Annotated in this window: 11 protein-coding genes; 2 read left to right on the top strand and 9 right to left on the bottom strand. The window is 49.6% G+C overall.

All coding sequences use genetic code 11. The annotated features are described in order from the left end of the window. Positions 1-478 precede the first annotated feature (478 nt). The gene (locus tag PGL01S_RS01245; protein WP_164775340.1) at positions 479-1315 is read right to left on the bottom strand and encodes a phytanoyl-CoA dioxygenase family protein; all 837 of its coding nucleotides are present in this window, start codon (positions 1313-1315) and stop codon (positions 479-481) included. Positions 1316-1453: 138 nt separating this feature from the next. Between PGL01S_RS01245 and PGL01S_RS01250 the strand changes: the two genes are divergently transcribed. Then, complete coding sequence (locus PGL01S_RS01250; protein WP_164775341.1) at positions 1454-2269, top strand: helix-turn-helix domain-containing protein; 816 nt, start codon at positions 1454-1456, stop codon at positions 2267-2269. 118 nt (positions 2270-2387) lie between these two features. On the opposite strand, the gene PGL01S_RS01255 is transcribed toward PGL01S_RS01250, so the two are convergent. From PGL01S_RS01255 to PGL01S_RS01290, 8 genes are all read right to left on the bottom strand, one after another. Next, positions 2388-3212, bottom strand: a complete 825-nt coding sequence (locus PGL01S_RS01255) for a heparin lyase I family protein (RefSeq protein WP_127490752.1) — start codon at positions 3210-3212, stop codon at positions 2388-2390. 176 nt (positions 3213-3388) lie between these two features. Then, positions 3389-10387: a CBM96 family carbohydrate-binding protein gene (locus PGL01S_RS01260; protein ID WP_127490753.1), complete on the bottom strand. Its 6999-nt coding sequence runs from the start codon at positions 10385-10387 to the stop codon at positions 3389-3391. A 110-nt stretch (positions 10388-10497) separates the two neighbouring features. Next, entirely contained in the window at positions 10498-12075 is a 1578-nt protein-coding gene (locus PGL01S_RS01265; RefSeq protein ID WP_127490754.1) for an extracellular solute-binding protein, read from the bottom strand. 74 nt (positions 12076-12149) lie between these two features. Then, on the bottom strand, positions 12150-13031 hold the full coding sequence (locus PGL01S_RS01270) for a carbohydrate ABC transporter permease (protein ID WP_127490755.1): 882 nt from the start codon (positions 13029-13031) through the stop codon (positions 12150-12152). Positions 13032-13041: 10 nt separating this feature from the next. Then, positions 13042-14022, bottom strand: coding sequence for an ABC transporter permease (locus PGL01S_RS01275; RefSeq protein ID WP_244935475.1), 981 nt, complete (start codon positions 14020-14022; stop codon positions 13042-13044). Positions 14023-14125: 103 nt separating this feature from the next. After that, positions 14126-16303 (bottom strand): glycoside hydrolase family 52 protein, encoded by a 2178-nt coding sequence (locus PGL01S_RS01280; RefSeq protein WP_244935479.1) that lies wholly within the window; start codon positions 16301-16303, stop codon positions 14126-14128. Positions 16304-16480: 177 nt separating this feature from the next. After that, positions 16481-17569, bottom strand: coding sequence for a response regulator transcription factor (locus PGL01S_RS01285; protein WP_127490757.1), 1089 nt, complete (start codon positions 17567-17569; stop codon positions 16481-16483). Next, positions 17566-19377 carry a sensor histidine kinase gene (locus tag PGL01S_RS01290; protein WP_127490758.1) on the bottom strand — a complete coding sequence of 604 codons (1812 nt, stop codon included), beginning with the start codon at positions 19375-19377 and terminating at the stop codon, positions 17566-17568. Before PGL01S_RS01290 ends, PGL01S_RS01285 begins: the two co-directional genes overlap by 4 nt. 245 nt (positions 19378-19622) lie before the next feature. Between PGL01S_RS01290 and PGL01S_RS31560 the strand changes: the two genes are divergently transcribed. Then, positions 19623-19997 carry a helix-turn-helix domain-containing protein gene (locus PGL01S_RS31560; protein WP_127490759.1) on the top strand — a complete coding sequence of 125 codons (375 nt, stop codon included), beginning with the start codon at positions 19623-19625 and terminating at the stop codon, positions 19995-19997. The last annotated feature ends 15 nt before the right edge of the window (positions 19998-20012 follow it).

Genomic DNA, 20012 nt, shown 5'->3' on the forward strand with positions numbered 1-20012 from the left:
ATCAAAGATCTTTAGATTCCTATCACTATATTAGGTTTGGTTTCGGGCAAACCGGCTATTGTCCCGTATAGCCATTATCTGTAACACAAAAAAAGCCCCATGCCGGGGCTTTTTTTGTATGTTCTAAATGCTTTTGTTATAAGCCATTCACTTGTCGCCCGTTTGACGCTTATCCTTTTACTTTGCGGCGAATGAGCATGGTTTCATGCAATTCGCGTTTGTACATGGGTGGGGTGTTGAAGGCATGGGACTAGATGTTCTTAGCTTACTTCTCCCGCCTGTACAGCCTGCTGTTTGTTTTGTTTCAATGCCTGCCTGTTGATTGCTGTTCGCATTCATAACCTGTTAACCCCGTTCCTTAGATGGAATTAGCTTACAAGTTGATCGTACGATTGTCTGGATGATAAAGCTTATGCAATCTTCGGAAATAATCCGCTTATCTTCGTGATCGTTCCATTAATCTACGCTGGAAGGACAATCAACACTCCGCGCCGGACATCTCGTTTGTGAACGTCCGCTTATATTCTTGCGGACTAAGTTTCTCTGCGGACTCGGCGACATAATGGAATTGCAGAGCGCGCCGCCGCTTGGGCGACAAATTATACGGCGTTCCGTGCTTCAGCAGGCCGTGGAAGAACAGAAGTCCGCCCGACTGAAGCGGAACCGCCACGTCCTTCTCTACCGCAACATGCGTATCGCATAACTGCCAGTCGCGTACGGCATAATGCGGAGTTGCCCCGTCGGCGTGCGAACCTGGCAGCACGTGCATGCACCCGTTGTCAAGCGCGGCTTCGTCCAACGCAATCCACACTCCGACTACCGGTTTATTGTAAGCAAGATTTCCGTACGCCATATCCTGATGCCAAGGCTTCTCTCCTCCGCCGTGCGGCGGCTTCAGCAAGGCCATATCCTGCACGAGCCTAGGCTTTTCTCCCAGAATCGCTTCAACCGCGCGCAAGATTGCCGGATGATAAGCCACATGTCTGAGCCGATCATCACATTCCACAAATTGATGTACTTTGCGCACGGCCAGTTCTCTCTCTTCATTAGACTTCAGCTCGCTTGAAGGTTTGCTGAACTGAATCGCCGCGCCTTTCGTATCTGAGAATATCATGGACATCAGCGCTTCGATTGCATTCTGTACTTCCTGTTGCCCCAACACGCAATCAACGGCTAAGTAGCCGGCTTCTTTGTACTCCTTCCATTCTTCTTCCCCCAGTACATCAAGACTCGAATAAGTCTTAGAAATGCTTTCATACCGATACAGCCGTTCCGATATTTCCTGAGGCGTTAACAAGTCTATTTTTCTCTTCATCCCATGCACCACCATTTATCAAATTTGTCGCTTTCTATTTTCAATGGTATAGTAAATGGCGAACAATCCAAATGTCATATTTCAATAAACGATTTATACAATTTGATGAATCCAATATAGATGGGAGCTGATTGGGAGATGGAGTTGATACCTACGTTCAAGTTAGGAGAATCGTATGGGAAAATGGCCTGCGAACGCACGTGGAAGTGGAACCGGAGCGATATTCCGTTCAACGATTACGATCTATGGTACGTATGGAGAGGGGAAGGAAGAGTCGTCCTGAACGGAGAAGAGAGAAAAGTTGAGCGCCATCAATGTTATTTGTTCCGGCCGGGCGACCGCGTGGAAGCTTGGCACAATCCCGACCAGCCCCTACTCGTTACCTATATGCATTTCGAGACGGAGAACGCGCACCATTATTTAACCTCCCTCCCTTCCCACTGCGATTTTATCTCTTCGTTTGCCTTCGAGGCTTACCTGGACAGGTATGTTCATGTGATGTCGTTCCAAACGCATCGCTCCGCGGAAGAAGCCGAGATGCTCCTGCGGCTGCTGCTCATTCAATTTGAAAGAGAATATGTATCTCTCGAGCAAGCAGTGCCGCGTTATCGGAACCCGCATATCGATACAATGACGAAGATTGCCGCTTCGATCCGCGAAAATCCCGCCCAAGCCGGCAGCATAGCAGACCTTGCGAAGCAAGCATTCTTATCTACGCGCTACTTCTCCGCGAAGTTCAAAGAAATAATGGGACAGACGATTGAAAGCTACATTATTGAGAAGAAGATTGAACGCGCGGAGCTACTTCTGAGCCAGAACGGAATGACGGTTAGCGAGGTGGCTGACGCGCTCGGGTATCCCAACATTTATTATTTCAGCAAGCAATTCAAGAAGGAACGGGGCTATAGCCCCTCGAAAGCCATGCAGCACAAAAAGACCGAACAGTACCGTTGATCGGAAGCCAAGCTAAGCATCTGGAATTTTTCAAAGCAAAAAGAAACGGCCGATCGTCAGATGTTTCTGCGCATAAAAAAAGCCGATTAATTGCTGCTAGGCCTGTAATTGCTGACTATTAAGGAGCCACATCGCTATACGTTGTGCCCCATTTGTAATTGTCGTAATAGACCTTCATCGTATTGTTCTGTGCTCCTCGGTACATACCGAAGGAATTGTAATATTGATTGATGAAGTTTTTGCCTTGAAAGCCTGCCGGGAAGCCGAGGTAGCCGGTCCAATTGACGACCTGTGTGCCGTTGTACCAGATCTTCACCCCGCCTTTGCCGCTGGCATCGGGTTTGAAGCCAATTACAATAGAGTTGAATTGATCCGTCGTTACTTCCTGCGACCATAGGGTAAGAGCGTTCCCGCTTGGCCCGTTGACGCCGTCGATGTTGTAGTAATCTTTATTGCGAATTTTGAACTGGTAGGTCAGCTTACCGTTCACGTTTGCCAATTCAAGCGCTCCTTGCGGGGAAACGTAATAGCTGTCCTGATGGAATTGATCAAGCACAACCCAGTTGGTCGGCAGCGCGCTGTCGGATGGAATTCCGATCTGAAACCCGTTATACCGCCATTCTCCGAACGGCTGATTTCTTGCGGCATAATATTCGTTCCTCTGCTTCTCGCCGGCTGTATATGGATTAGCCTGCAGCTTCAGGCTTGAGCCCGTTCCGGATGGCGTCCATGTCGAGAAATAAGGCATAACCATGTTGTTGCGATCCAGCTCTTTCTCCTCGAATGTCACTCCGCTGTCAGTCAAGTCCCAGCTCGTGGAATTGATCGAAGCTCCTTCAACGTCAATGTTGGCAATGATGCTTGCGGATGCTACTGAAGCAAAAATCGTTACAGAACTGACAAGACCAAGCATTCCTAAAGTCCATTTTCTTTTGATTGCCATAAATATTGGCCTCCTTTAAATAAATGGATGACTAAATCAATAGCAGCATGCCTGAAAGAGTGGCTTGTTCTCAACTGATTCGACTATCACCTCCCTCCATGGCTCATCCCAAATGAAAACGCATTCATAAGTTGCAATGAATCAAGGGGATATGACTATCCCCTTGATTACCCGCTTTACTGGTTATACACACGATACAGGAGCATCGCCGCTTCGGCTCTTGTGGTTGTGCCAAGCGGGCGGAGGAGGCTGCCGGAGCCCTGCACCAACCCGCTTCCGATCAACGTTTGCACGCTGTTCTTGGCATAATCGGCAACTTGCGCCGCATCGTTGAATGCTGCCAGATCGGCAGACGTGCCGCTGCCCGGATTGTTACCTGCCAGGCGCATCGCTCGTTCCACCATAACCATCATGTCCTGCCTTGAAATATCTTCCGCCGGATTCAAGCGGCCGTTGCCTACGCCGTTGCTGAGCCCCAGTGTCAGAGCTATTCCGGCAGCTTCATAATAATAGTCCGTTTGATGAACGTCGGCAAAGTTCGTCTCAACATCGGCTGTAAGTCCCAGCGCCTTTATCAAAAGCTGGAGGAAATCCGCTCTCGAGATGTTGGCGTTCGGATTAAAGGTTGTATCCGAAGTTCCGTTTACAATACCCTGAGACGTCAACACTTCCACCGCTTCTTTCGCCCATGCCGCTTGGTCCAGATCCTTGAACGTCTTCACTTCGTACCCTACCGCATACAAACTGAAATGGGTTGTTGTAAAGGTCAGCTCACCACTCGCCGCGTCATACCTCGCCGGCATCTTGATAATCTGTCCAGCGCCGTCGATATACCAGATGGCAATGTGCTCCGGATGGTTCAATTCCTGCGCGGTTGGCGTATACGGAATGCTGACGGTTACCGGCGCGTTGTTGTTTTTCCAAGCAACCGCTTTTCCGTCCAGCAGCGCTTGCAATACAATGATCGGTTTATCTCCGATCTTCCGTTTTGCATCGGCATTTAACAGCGAGGAATCCGCCCATCCGATTGAGATTCCAACAACAGTTGCTTGTTTCAAGTCAATTGCTTTGAACATGTTATCCGGCACGGTAACCGTGCCGAATGGGGTTATTAGGTTTACGGCCTTGTCTGATTTACCGTTGCCCGCATTCCCGTTTAGGAAACCGGATGCGGGAATGTCCAACCTGTAGGCAGTAGCGCCAGCCAGCTCGCTCATTGTCACACTGACGATTTTATGTCCTTGCTGATTGGCATCTGTTTGCCCGAAAGCTTGTATGAGCGTCGCCGCGTCCACATTCGCTTGAGCCGTGCCGTCAGCCAATACCGGCGTCAGAACGATATTCCCCTTGTCCGGTGACGGAGTTGCGGATGTAGGCGGCGTTGATGGAGTGACGGCAGGAACGGTATAGCGATACTCTTCGGCATTTGGACTCTCCGAGACGCCGTTCACTGCACTCACCGTGAAATAATACGTCGTGCCTGCATCAAGACCTGGAATTTCGCTGCCTGAGTAGCGGTTCTCCGGTACGCTAAGCTGTTTCGTATATGCATGCGATTGTGTACCGTATTTAATGGTATAGCCTTGCGCGCCTTCGACTTGGCCAAATACCGCCGTCGTCTTCGCTTCCTTTGTCTCCATGCTTGTCATCACGGGCTGGCTTAAGCCGTTTAACTGTTCGACCCGGAAGTCGTCGAAGTAAACCGGCGTCAGAACGGAGAACAGACCAACCGTTCCTTTCGTCAACGACGTATCCGTAACGTCATAAGCCAATACGTCGTCTATATACAGCTTCAGGCGACTGCCGTCGAAGACGGCTTTCATCTTGTGCACCTGCAATTGCTTATTCAGCGTGAAGTCGAAAGCGAGATCCGGGAGGAAAGCATTATTGACCTTTCTTCTGAGCATGACCTTTTCGGTATTCGCCGTTTTGTCGTACTTGTAATCCGCCACATAGTAATTGGCAGCCGTATTGACTCTGCCGAGCAAGCCTACTTCCTTGGTTGTGTCATCCGGCAATAGCGTAAAGGTCGCGGAGACGGTATAGTCGCTCCAGTCTGACCCCTGCGGCAGCCATAGACGCTCGGGATTGCCGTTTGCCGTTTTGATTTTACCGTTCTCCATGACCGGCGAACCGGTGGAAAGAACCCAATCGCTGGCATACTCGCCGTCGTTGAAATCATCCGAGAACAGCGTCGCTGCGTTCGCCATGGCCATCCACTCGTTAGAGAGGCTGCTTGCGCCGTTGGCGTTGCGTCCCTCGATTGCGAAGTAATAAGGCGCTTGGGAGACGGGAACGTTCACGGCATAACCGGAAGTCGAAATGTTGTCGATCACTTTCGTATAGCTGCCTGGGCTTAGGCCGTATTTCAGCGTATAAGACGTATTCTTCGGATCGGTCGTAAAATTGACGATCAATCGGTTGCCATCCGAAATGATATTCGTAATGGTTGGCGTTACGGCATCAGGCACCTTAGGCGCTAAAGAAAACTCGCGAGAATTCGCGCTTTCCCCGCTTGGGTCAATCGCCGAAACGACGAAATAATACGTTGTATCGTTATTTAGCCCCGTAATGACGGGGTTCGTTCCTGTCGTCAAGAGCGTCCTCGTATATTGGCCCGATTGCGTTCCGTATTTGACTTTGTATGCAGTCGCTCCCGGTACTTCCGAGTAGGTTAAGGACAACTTGGCATTGCCTACAGCGATGGACTGGAAATCCGGTGCATGCACGCTGGCATTCTGAATGAGCACGCCGTCAAATTTGGCGCTGGCTTCATTCGTATAGAGACCAACGGCGCCGGAGGCGAATGAAGCGTCTGTCGTCGCCAGCTGCGGTATACCATCTACATACAGCTCCAGGCTGTTCCCGTTCATAACCGCGCGCAGTCGATGAGCCGTTTCAGCATTTAAAGTCATCGGTTTCTCTGCGAGCATTGTGAATTGACCTTCTGCCTTCTTCTTAATCGCAAGCTTGCCATTGCTATAAGAGAAGAGATAGAAATCATTCTCGTCCTGGACTCTGCCGAGCAGTCCCGTTTCTCCTCCGCTCATATCTCTGATCCAAGCGAAGTAGCTGACATTGTCATAGGTTTTCTTCGTATAAATGGCTGTGCTTCCCGCCGCATCGCTTTGCTTCAGGAGCTTCTCGTTCTCGTCCACGGGCTTGGCGCCCGTCATATGCGAGAGGGGATCCTTCGTGTTATAAGGAACGATGCTGTCATTTACCGCCTGCCAGCTGCCCTCCTTCATGATCCAGTTATCGGCCAGATTGCGCGTCGCTCCGTCATAGTTGAACGTGTCGTTAAATAGGGCCGGCTTCAAGTAACCCATCGACATCATGCTGTTAATATAGAAGTTTTCCGGCAAGTAGCTGGTTACGATTTCGTAAGAGGATTGGGTAAAATACCCGTTTACAACCTTCGCGTAGTAGTCGGATACTCCTACGCTTTGCAGCTTGACGATATCGGCTGCTGCCGCTTCGTTACCCGGTGCATGCATGAATCCAAAGTAGTTCATCAGTCTCGTATTCTGCAAGCTTGGGTCGATGCCGAGCACCACATAGCTTGCGCTTTGCCGGGAACCTTTTGAGTCAACCGCGTCAAATTCATGCCCCATGCCTAGCTGTCCCATATAATCGCCTTCCTGCGCCAAGTGCGTCCATGACTTGCGCTGCGAAGCCTCATGGAGCTTAAACGGATTTTGCAAATATTGCTCCAAGGTTACTCCCTTGAAGGACCAATTGCTTGGCTTGATCGTACGCTGTACTTTATCCGCCTTTTCCGCCAATCGTTCCGCTTCCGTCGCTGCCGTAGAGAAATTCGTCGTTTTCTCGAACGATTCTTTGATTTTGGTTAAGCCTTGAGCCTTCAGCTCCGCGATAAATGCGGCATGATCGTAATTTTGCAGAAGATCCTTCACGTTCTCCAAGCCCAGAACAAAAGACGAAGTGAAGAAAATGGTCAGATTCGGCTCCCAATAGTTTACGCCTGTTCCGTTCCAATTGTTGGGATCCCCGTTCATCGCGAGGCGATCGCCCGGACGCGGATTCCCTGACTCATTGTAGTCATTCAGCGTATACGCCGTGCTGATTAAACCGGCTTTGAACAACGTCAGCAGCTTGGATTTCTCGGTATCCGTAAACAAGCTCATAACCCCTTGGTCATTCCACAAGAGCGCGATGCTGTACAGCATCGGAGATTGCGATCTCGAATCCAGGCCTCCCTGAAGGTTAGGCATGTTGGTCGGCGTATTGAGCATCTTCTTCACGGTCGATACATAACGATCGATATAAACGGGATTCCTGTCACCCGATGCGATTTCCTCGGCAATAAAGCTGAGTCCCTTTGCCGCCTTCAGCTCGATCCCCGAGCCTTCCGCCGCATCTTTGTTGCCAAAGACGATATTCGCGGAATCAGACATGGCCTTCTTCAAATCGGCTTGTTGCGGCGGCAGATAAGGGTAAACCGTGTTGGCAGCCTCCACGGAAGCCGTGGTCAAATCATCCGCCGTCACATTCAAGGCCGCGTCTTTCAATGTACCCGCCAGAATGCGAACCTTATTTTGACTGCCGCTTAACGGCTCGCTCAAAATCAGGGTAAGAGTGCTTCCGCTCAGAATCGCCTTGTCCGTTTCGCCTAATGCGCGGTAGCTCGCTCCGCCATCCGCGGAGAACTGAATAGCTTGCTTCAGTTGGGCATCGTTAGGCAGATTATTAAACGCATTCTCGCTGAAAACAACTGTAAGCTTTTTGTTGAAATTCGATGGATAAGCCGATTGTATTTGCGGCGAGCTGATATCCGAGGCGACGGCATCGGATAGGTAGCTTTGCGCCACGACATTCCCAGCTGCGTCTTTGAGCGCATTCGCCGCGACGAGGAGCTTGTTCGAATCCCCGCTTAAAGACAACGCCCGCGTTACCTTGAGTTTACCGCCGGCTATCTCCACGGTGTCCCCGCTGGCTAATGGCAGGAAGTTTGTGCCGTCCGCGGAAAATTTGACGGCATTCTTTAAATCTTCTGCTGAAGCCATATTGCTAAGCAATGCTTCATCCGCCGACAGCGTCAATTGCTTGCCGGTTTGATCGGTTAGAAGAACGGGATTCAGCACAGGAGCCGTCACGTCATATGCGAGCGCATTCGTTGTTACCACCGAAGCGAGTACGTTTTGCCCGCTGTCCTGCAATGTGTTTGCGGCCACTTGCACCTTGGCCCCAGGCGCGCTTAACCGGCCCACCAGGGTAATCGTCAGCTTCGTTCCGTTAATCGTTACTTGATCACCGCTTTCAAGCGCGGCGAAGTTCATTCCGTCCCTGGCGATTGTAACGGCGGTTTTCAAAGCGGCGGGACTTGCCGCCCGATTGCCAAGGCTCTCGCTGAATTGCAGATTAATGGTTCGGTTCTCATTGCCGACAACGCTATCCACATAGGAAGGCGGTTCATTATCGTAATTGACGACCAATTGCGGGGCATTCGCTCCGCTTTCTTTGCCGCTTACCGTCCGATTAACCGAAGGCGTGCCCAATAGGACGAAGGAAGCGATGCCATCGGCCAGCTTCTGCTGCTCTACGTAGGAAGTAACATCCCATTCATACCATCCGTTTCCTCCCCCTACGCTGGACGCGGAAATCGCGGAACCGTAAAGGGGTTGATTCGCGTAGGTAAGCTCGGATTCCGACCATGCGTCATCAACCGCATATATAGTCAACGGTTCGGCCGCAGCGCCCGCATCCGTAAAATTCAATCGCAATTTTGCCGAATTATTGATGCCAAGAGAAGCCACGTTAAATTTGAAGAAAATGCGGCGATTGAAGGTGGAACCGCCCTCTTTAAGCAGCATCGCGGATTCGGTCCCGTAGTTGCTGGACAAGTTGGCGGCACCGCTGTCGACTCTCGCGTCTTCCATGGCGGTTATCGTTCTGCCTTGCTCAAGGCCGTTCAAATTCGCCGTGACCGTATCAACCGTCGTCGGTGCCGCATTGCCCGTAGCTTGCAGGGCACCGGAAACAACCTTCAGCTTATTCCGAATGCCTATAAGCGCTTGATTAAAGGTGATCGTCAGGACATTGCCGTTGATAGCTGCCTGATCCTCAGATTGAAGGGAAGCATACGTTGCCCCTTCGTCTTGCGATAACGTTATGCTCGCTTTCAGTTGATCCGCCGTGCCCGCCATGCGGATGGGCTTGTCATAAGCAAGTGCCACGCTTTTGCCGTTATTACCAACCGTTGCAGACAGAAATGCCGGCGCGCTGGCATCCTGCATGCCGATAAGCGCCTCCGTCGTGACGGGCGCGGACAAGATGTTGCCGGCGGCATCCTTTACCGACGAACCCGCCACTCGGATTTTATTCATGGATCCGCTTAACGCTTGCTGCAGGCTTACTCGAATGCCGTTACCGCTGATCGCGGCCGTGTCGTCCGCGCCAAGCGGATTAAAGTTCGCGCCGTCCGTCGCCAGATAGATCCGATCTTTCAGGATAACGCCGTCATTCACCGCAAGCGCTTCTTTATACGTTAATTGAATGTCTTTGAAGTCTGCTCCGACCGCGCTAGATTGATAGACCGGCGGCGTATCGTCCGATGCATATTCCAGCTTCGGTCTTTGCGTATCGTACGGTCTTTCCGTATCGTATATTTGAACTTGGGTGTTTGTCGAATTGGCAATCATAATGGAAGCTATGCCAAGCGATTTCTGCGCCTTGAAGTATTCGGTCAGGTCGACGGAATAATAACCCTCCGTTGTTCCCACGTTGATTGTACCTATTTTCGCTCCGTAAGAAGGCTTATTATTCCAGTTGATCGTCGTTTGATCCCAAGCGTTATCATCAACCGCATACACGTTTAAGGAAACGGCAGCCGCCGATGCTTTTGCATACACTTTCACTTCCGCTTTCGTTAGCGCGTTTGCGGACGGGAGCGCGCTTAAATTGAATCGCATAAACACTCGTCTTGTTACGGATAGGTTGGAATCTTCCTTGAGGCTCAATAAATTGAAGTTAGGATCATTATAATTGGCGGAAGGATTCCCCCCGTCCACATAAGCATCCGCTTCGGAGAAAATCGCATTGGTCGCCGCATTTGCGGGTTGCGGCTGAATAAGGATCGAACCGTTCAGCGCGGTAAACGCCAGGCTGGCAACAAGAATCTGACTGACAAACCTTTTTAATCGTAAGGATTTCATAAATTCATCCCTTCAATATGTAATTGTCCACCATTGTTGATTACGCTTACATTTTGAGATAAACGAAAAGTGAAGACGATCCGTCTTCACTTTTCAGCTGTTAGCTCCCCTTATTTCTTGCCGTTCGCGTTATACCATTCCGTTGCTTGCTTGATCAGATCGTCGCCACCGCGCGATCTCCAATTTTTCACGTACTCGTCGAAGTAATCTACAGGCTGGTCGCCCATGACGATTTTTGCCGCCGTTTCGATAAACATGGTGCCGGGAACCGCGAACTCGCCGATCTCAGGCAGCGAAGATTTGAACGTCGGAGCGCCTAACAGAATGTTTGGTTGCCCTTCTTGCTTGCCTACGGTGAAGAACTCTTCCAATTTAGCTACCGCTTCGTCCCCGACTTGAACCTTTTTCAGTTTTGGATTCCAACCGGCTAGATTAAACGTAATGCTTCTCCAGAGGGCCGTTTTGTCGTCGGTATCTTTTTGCTGGTTATAAGTAATTTTGCCTGCGCTGTCTTTGGTGTACGTGACATCCGGAATACCGAAGGTAACAAATTCCTGTCCTTCTTCCGTAACGAGCCAATCGAAGAACTTGACGATGGCTTCCGGATCTTTCGCTTTTTTGGTAACGGAAAACGTTTTATTATAAGCGGAAATGCCGAAACCAGCATGTTCCACGCCCGGTGCTTTAGGAGACAACATAGGCTCCACGACTGCGCCTTTGCCAGGCAGCGCTTTATTTAATTTATCCTGCCAGTCCCAGCCGAGATTTGGATCGTGGACCCATAAGCCGACTTGGTCGTTTTGAATTTTTTGTTCCCATGTATTCCGTTTATTCGTCATGAATTCGCTGTCGAGCAATTTCTCGTCGTATAGCTGCTTGAGGAAAGTAAGAGCTTGCTTCATCTGAGGACTTGTGTTCGATGGCACCACTTCGCCGTTAATGACCGTTGCTCCGTACTCGTTGGCTCCGAACATGCCTAGAATCGTATCCATCCATGTAAAGTTTTCTCGGCCGGACAATGGAATCTCATCCTTCTTGCCGTTGCCGTTCGGATCTTTGTCCCGGAATGCCCGCAGCAGGGTCAACAATTCATCCGGTGTCTTAGGCGTTTCCGTAATGCCTACCTTGTCCATCCAATCCTTGCGTACGAAGAACATGCGATTGACTTGCGAATCCCCGGCTGCGGATTCCGGAATAGCGTAAATTTGACCGTTACGGGTTACGCCGTCCCAAGCCGCTTGCGGAATGACCTTTTTCAGGTTAGGGCCATATTTGTCAATATAGTCATTCAAGGGAATCAATTGATTGTTGGCGTACAAGTCACCGTTCACGCCGTAATCGGAAATCACGTCCGGCAGCTCGCCGCTGGCGAATTTAACCTTTTTCAGGTTTTCCGCCTGTGCTGCAGGCAAGAACGTAATATCCAGAATCGTGTTCGTTTTCTCAGCCAAATATTTAATCGTAGGATCATCCATCGGATTGCCGCCTGGAACAGGTTGGCTATTGTCCGTCGTTAACAGGCTAATCTTAACCGGCGCTTTTGGCGCCTCTGTTGCGTCCGTATTTGCTGCGGGGCTTGCCGAGGATTCCGTCTTCGCATTGTTTGTATTATTGTTGCCGCATGCTGCGAGAGCGCCAGCCATTGTTACCGCTAGAGCTACGTTGACCCATTTTTTCGAAGCGTTCATTTGAAAATTCCTCCCTTTTTAATGTGTGACCCTGTATGTTTCTATATATGAAGACATAATGTCGACATAACGCGTTATTCTTTCACTGAGCCAAGCGTAGCTCCTTTAACGAAGTGCTTCTGCAGAAACGGATAGATTACCACGATTGGCGCAGTCGCGAGCACAATCGTCGCCATCTCAAGAGCCTTAGGCAAAAGCTTGCCCCCGGTATCTCCCGCCACCGCTGCCGCTATGTCATTCGAGCTGCCTGCGGCAATTAAGAAATAAATATACATTTGCAGCGTTTGAAGATACCGGTCGTTAATGTACAGAAGCGGCGCGAAATAGCTGTTCCAGTGGCCAACCGCGTAGAACAGCAGCAGCGTCACCATGATGGGCTTGGATAACGGAACAACAATCTGCCACACGATGCGATAGTCGCTCATTCCGTCCACCTTTGCCGCATCAAAGAGCTCCTCGGGCAAACTGCGGAAAAACGTAATGCACAAAATCATGTTAAACGCGCTGATCGCTCCCGGCACTATCAAAGCCCATATGGTATTAATCATGTGCAATTCCTTCACGACGAGATACGTCGGAATTAAGGGTGCCTGGAATACCAGCGTGAAAATAATGAAGAGCATAATGGCTTTGCGGCCTCTCAGATACAACTTGGACAGCGGATATGAACCAACCACGGTCAATAGCATGTTGATAGCCGTGGCAATAACGACCACCTTCACTGTCATCCAGCCGGCCTTCCAGAACGCATCATTGGCTGCGACATATTTGAATTGCTGCAAGGTTGGTTCTACCGGCCAGAAGGAAACTCTGGACTGGATGATGGCATTGTTGGAAGAGAACGCGCCCGCTACGACATGCAGGAGCGGCAGAACGGCAACCAGGCTCATAATTACCAGTAGCAGGATATTGAAAACGTCGAATGTTTTCTCGCCCATGGATTGTTTGATTTTCATATGCTGCCTCCTAGTATAAGCTCTCGCCCGTTGTCGATTTGCTGATTTTATTCGCTCCCACGAGAAGGACAAAACCTATGACCGATTTGAATAATCCAATAGCCGTTGTCATGGAGAATTGACCGTTCATAATGCCTAGACGATAAGCATAAGTATCCAAAATTTCCCCAACCTCATACGTAATCGGGCTTAAGAAGATGTACACCTGTTCAAACCCTACGTCCATGACGTTGCCGATTTTGAGGAGCAGTAGAATCGTAATCGCGGGCAGGATGCCTGGGAACGTGACATTCTGGAACTGCTTCCAGCGTCCTGCCCCGTCTATTTTGGCCGCTTCGTACAGCGAAGGATTAATGCCGGATAAAGCCGCCAGGAAGATGATCGTGCTCCAGCCCATCTCCTTCCATATGCCGGCGGATACAACGACGGACCGGAACGCTGAAGGCGATTGCAAGAAATCGAATGCATGTCCCCCTAACCCTTCAATCATGCCGTTGACGAGGCCGCTCTGCACCGAAAGCATCATGTAAGCCAAGCCGTAGACGAGCGTCCAGGACAGGAAATGCGGTAAGTACAGAACCGTTTGCACCCAGCGCTTGAAGCCCATATTGCGCACCTCATTCAGCAGACATGCCAGAATAATCGGCGCCGGGAAGGAGAACACGATCTGGTACAAACTGATCAACAGCGTATTTTTAATTAATCGGGCATACTCCGGATTCGTATACATGAGTTTAAACCATTGAAATCCGACCCATTTGCTTTTGAGAAAACCGTCAAAGATGTTGTAATCCTTGAAGGCAATCACGCTGCCCAGCAGAGGAACGTATTTGAACGTTATAAAATAAATGAAGACGGGAATCAACATGATATAGAGGGCATTGTTTTTCTTCACGAATTGAAAGAAACTCAGCTCTCCGGTTTTGCGTTTCCTGTTCGAAAACGGCTTCTTTACCTGGACCGAAGCTGCTTCTAGAGTCTTGTTATTCATAGGTCCCACTCCTTCTCTGTTTATATTTCTATTATATAAACGGCTGTTTCACGGTCCTAGTGGGGAATCTTTCGAAGTTCATGGCAATCTTCTGTTCTTTGCGTTATTCGACGCGATAAGTCAAACGGCCGTCTTCAAAGCTAGATTTAACAAGGGGAACCGTCCCCTTCTCCCAATCGGCGAACAACAGAATAGGCACTTGCAGCGACCCTCGAACCGGGGCAAAAGATTGCTTTCCAGCAACCGCATCGTACACGAAGCCCGCTGCCGCATCCAAATACCCGAACACGGTTACGCCTCTTGGATAGAAACTCAGATTGTTGCCGTAGAATGTTTCGAAGAACAAGGCTACTTGCTGTGTATTGGTCGTCGTTTGCCAGCTCCAATAATTCTCTATGAGATGGAACAGGTCTAGCCCCCGGTAGGCTGCAGCGATGTCCCTGAGCATATTCATGGACACCCAGCCTACTTTGCCCGAATGACTGGCGAGTCCCGGAATAAATTGACCTTCGTTCTCCGTGTCTTCATAGCTCGTATGGCGGCAGCCGTATCGGCCCAACGTTTTGCCCGTTGCCGTTTCCATGTCCAGGCGCACTCTTTCATCCAGCAAGCCGGTACAATGGCCGACCATATCGAGCAGGGAAAGGCCATTCACCGTATAAATATGATAAGCATCCCAGCCTAGCAGCTCGCCCGTCTTTGGCTCGCCCGTCCACGGATCCACGGTTCCGTCCATCGTTCTCGACAGCGTGACGGCATAATGATCCTCCAGCCACCCCTTCTCCTCGATGGTCGCAAGAGCCGTCTGAGCAAACTGCTCATAGACTTCCAATTCCTTAGCGTCCGCATCGCCCGCATGCCGCAGAATTTGAATGCCTGCCTGAATCGCGGACAATGACTTCACGCCCAAATAAACTTGTTCCGAGCCGTATTGAATGGCAGGAGACGCATCGTCGACGGTATTGGCGCAGCCTTTGTCCGGGATGCCGTTTCCGGTCGTATCGCAGCAAACGATAAAAGCCATTAATTTGCGGATAAACGCGCTGTGCCGAACAATCGTAGCATCCTTGCCGGATCTGCGCCAATGCGCGAAAGCCAGAAGAATGTAATTCGTGCTTTCTTCCACTTCCATCTCGTGAGGGTAATACTGCTTCGTGCTATCGCCGAACACCCCCATATCATGGGATAAATAGAGCGTACCCTCGGCCCGTTCTCCGAGCAGACGCTTCCCGTCTTTGCCAAAGAACGGCCATTCGTTAAGCTCAAGCTCCAGCAGCTCCGGCCAGAACGCCAAATAGAACGGCCCCTGCGTATACTCCACGTCGGCGGTGGAATGGAAGTAACAATTGCCCTCCCACACGGTAAACCAGTCTTGCCCGTTCTCCCTTACCACCCACCATGTATTCAGCAGCCAGGCGTGCAAGGTTTGAGCCAGCAATTTAGAAGTTGATTCTCCAAGCGTATGATTGGACAGAATACGATCGACCTTCTCCGAATTATCCATTACTTCATCGGCATGACGAATGGACCAGTCAACAACCTGATCAAGTGCGGCAAAGCTTTGCGTATATTTGAATGGACTGCGATGGCCCAATACATTTAATACGGGCTGATCCCAAGCGCACCATGCAAGGGACAGGGAATCGCCTTTCATACCTTTGCCCAGCGAGAAGGATGTGGTCACGCAGTCTTCTTCCCACGCGCCCGAAAGGATTGCAATGTGATCCCGGCATGGAATGGTTTCCTCTTCCGTGCGGATTCCGCTCTGATGATCCCCTTCGTCTAGCGGCCGCAAAACAACGGATTCGTATACCGCTTCGATTCCCGCATTCGATTCTAGAGCGGGACTAAAGGCAAAGCCTTCTCCCGAGAAGCCCAGGAACAACTTGCCTTCCACCGTTTCGTCGTATTGCGCAATCCAGCGGTACGAGGAAGGCAAACGGTTCACTTCGAGATTCATATAAATGACTGGCACCGTGCTGAAAAAGTTATCTCTCGGACGGAACGGAATTCGGGCCGTCAACTTCACGTGAATGCCCGTCTCCGGATCGATGCCGCTTAAAGTCATCGTTGTCGCCGTCATCTCCTGGTCAACGAACTCGAAGGATTGTCCCTCCTGCGCCAGCGGAAGCGCCAGCACCCGCTCTCCGAGCGTTACTCCCGCTCTAATCTGAATCGGCAAGCCCGGATGGTTGCCATGCCTTACGAGGTACGATTGCCGGTTAACCGGATCCCAGGCAAACCCCAGCCTTGATCCCAATACTGTCAGTGCGTCTCCCATTAATTGCAACGTTCATTCCTCCTGTATGTCTGTTCTCGCTTTGGTTTGCTTATCATTATAGGTCCGCTGTCTTCCGCCAAACAGTAGAGGAGGTTTCGTTTTACTACGACAATCTTCGGGAAATAGCAAAAAGACCATACCGCGCGGCGCACGGTACAGTCTTTTGTGACGAAAAAATCAGGATTTCATTCGTTTCTTGTAATCGAGCGGGCTTAACCCATAATGCTTCTTAAACAACTGAGAGAAATACGTCACGTCCTCATAGCCAACCTGATTGGCAATCGAGTAGATTTTTTCCGTGGTTGCCATCAAGACGTTGCGAGCCTCGCGCATTCGCACCGTTACCGTGTATGTGCCGATCGTCATTCCGGTTTCCTGCTTGAATAAGGTGCACATATACGTTTTATTCATGGCTGCGTGATCCGCAAGTTCCTGAAGATTAATAGCCTCTCCGTAGTGCCGGTCGATATACATTTTTATTTTATCGATAACCTTCACGGATTGCTGATCGCGGATGCCCCTCATTGCCTCCACAAGCTGATACGCCCCTTCTTCGAGCCTTCGAACCGCGCATAACCGGAAGTAGCTTCGAACCTCTTGCAGCGACAAAACGGCGTCGCCCAGCCCAAGATCGTCGCCTTCATCAAGCTCTAGCTTAACGCGGTCCGAAGTCAGCTCCTCAATAATCGTGCTTAGCCACAGATTGCTTAACGGATTCAGCAAGTTAAAGTTGCCGGCTACCCAGCTTTCCAGCAGTTCCAGCGTTTCTACAATTAGAAGGGGCAACGTCTCTACATGCAAAGTTCGAATATGCTCGAGCCATTTATCCACCCATTGTTTATAATGAGGCAGCTTTTTAAGCATTAATTGGGCCGCATCGCGATGACGATCCGCGTCCAGCTTTTCACTGGCCTTGTCCAAGGCGCGGAAGAGCAGTTCCTCATCCACAGGCTTCAGAATGTAATCCAGAGCATGCAATTGAATACTCTGCTTCGCGTATTGAAAATCATCGTAACTGGAAACAACCATGCAGCGCATCCAGGGATACCGCTCATTGATTGCACCGATAAGCGCCAGCCCGTCCATGACCGGCATGCGGATGTCCGTTACGCACAAATCCGCATAGTGATTATCCAGCCAATCCAACGCTTTCACGCCATTGGCGGCCGTCCCGGCAACAACGGTCGTTGGATGGTAAGCTTCTATTGATAAAGATAAACTGTCACGAATCAGAGAGGAGTCATCTACAAGAAGTACGCGTATCATCCGCCAGTTCTCTCCTTTGGTTTATTCGGGAAAATAACGCTAACGCGCGTCCCGCCTTCATCCGCCATTCTTTCTATTGTGATGCCCGCAAGACTATGATGCGGGTAAAATGTTTTAATACGATAATGGACATTCAGAATGCCGATTCGCGAAAGCTGCAAGAAATCCTGTTCGGTTTGCACTTGTCCAAGCGCTTCCTGGATCTCGCCGAGCTTCTCCTTGGATATGCCCGCTCCGTCATCTTCGATATCCACGCGGACGTAATCGTTCTCCCATCGGTAAGCCGAGATCACAATCCTTAATCGCTCACCGGTCATTTCGTAACCATGCTTGATGCAATTCTCCACAAAGGGCTGCAAGCAAGCCTTAAGGCACGCTGATTGCTCAATCTCGGGCTGAACCTCAAATCGGAACTCCAGCTCGCTGGGATACAAATGATCCATAATCAGCATGTAGTCCCGAATATGCTTCACTTCGTCTTCAAGGGTAACTACAGATTCTTTATAATTGGACGTATACCTCAGCATATTCGAAAGCGCGATCGTCGATTTGCGAATGGGCTGATGTCCGGCCAGATTCGCCATGGCATTAATAGACTCTAATGCATTGTACAGGAAATGGGAATTAATTTGAGACTGAAGGGCAGACAATACGGCCCGTTGCTGAACCATCTTGGATTCGGCCAATTGATGAATCGAAGAATCGATGCGGTCAAGCAGCAAGTTATACGTCTCCGCCAGATCGGCAACTTCGTCCGTTCCTTTTACATCCGTTCGAATATCAAAGCGTCCCAACTTCGTTGTTGTCATCGTCCTGCGAAGTACCTTAATGCGCTTGGTAACCGAACGCGCCACCAGATAGACGAGAACAATAGCGCTGACTAGACTAAGCATAGCAATAGCGGCGGTCCAATTCCGAATTTCAATAATGCGCTGTGCCAAATCTTTATAAGGTACAAACACCACTACCCGCCAATTTACTTTCGGAATGGATTGATAGACGACCATCTGCATCTTGCTTTTATCATACAGATAGGCAGAAGCCTCGCTCTTCATCCGGGCTACCAGCGAATCTTCCAGATTAGCATTAATCATGGAGAGATCCGGCGCGGAAATAATCTTGCCGTCTTCATTGGCAATAAGCGCTTGGCCATTCTTCCCCAGTTCAATCTGATCTAGAATTTGCTGAGTTGGCAGCAAGGAAATATCCACGGCCAAATACACGGGTTGATCGGTGTAATACAGCTTTTGCACATAGGTCAGAATCGGAATCCGGATAAATTGTCCGTTGCTGTTTTTGTAATCGTTGCGAAGCTCCACAAACGACTGAATCCGGCCCGTGTCCGCTATCTTTTCTTTCAGTCCCGAGTCGGAGAAAGAGTATTCCGTATTTAATACGGCATCCCTAATGGGATTGCGATATACCATTTGATTGCCGTTCTCGTTATACAAAATAATGGAAAGCGTTTCCTGATGAAAATTGATATAAGGGCCAATCACCCGATTTTCCATGTCCTTGAGCTTCGCGTAGTTCTGATAGGTATCCCCTGGTTTAAGTAGCGTCCAAGCCTGGAAATCCTGACTGACCGCAAGCGTTTGAAAAAACTGTTCGTTATCGTTTATATACCGGGTCAAATTCAATGTGGCCTGCTTCAAAATCTGATTGCTGAAACGCTGGGCATCGGATTCAATCGCCCTGGCGCTCTTGTAATAGCTAAATCCCCCAATCGTAATAACGACAAGGATGACAATGCAAGAGATCATGAGAATAAGCTTCCATTGCAAGGAACTTTTAATGAAACGGAACAACCGAGCTCTCCTCCTAGCTTCTTAGTATGTCATGAACCCCTTTCAGACTGCCCGTTAACCAATAAAAAAATAAGATGTTCCTTTCAATTCTAGCAGAAAACCGCTAGGACTAGAATGAACACCTTTTGACCTTTAAATATGAAATGTATGAATAAGTATAAGCTGAATTCACCTCTGGTTCCATGGGGTAATCTTCTGCTTTTGTATGACAATCTTCGTTTCTATCCATCAAGCCTTACGTCTAATTGCCAAGATATAACCTCTCCCGATTCAATCCTCATCAACTTATCGTTCCTATAGGCAAGCGCGAGATCATCATAAAAACCATTGCAAGGTTCAAGCGCACAGACAGGGTTTTCGAGATAATTCCCTTCATCGATCCATATGCCGAGGTACGGAATTTCTTCGTCTTATTCAAAGATGCTTACAATATTACGCCTATGCAGTTCCAGATTCACCTCCGTATCGAGCGCGCAAAGGAATTAGCAATCCAAAGCAATATGAGCGTTACAGAGATTGCTCATCATGTGGGCTATACCGACGTACATACCTTCAGGAAGATTTTTAAAAAGAAGACAGGCCATAGCCTGTCCGAATTTTGTGCATCTCTGTTATACTAATTATAAAGACTGCCA

The sequence above is a fragment of the Paenibacillus glycanilyticus NBRC 16618 genome (assembly GCF_004000805.1).
In the GTDB taxonomy this organism is placed as follows: Bacteria; Bacillota; Bacilli; order Paenibacillales; family Paenibacillaceae; genus Pristimantibacillus; species Pristimantibacillus glycanilyticus.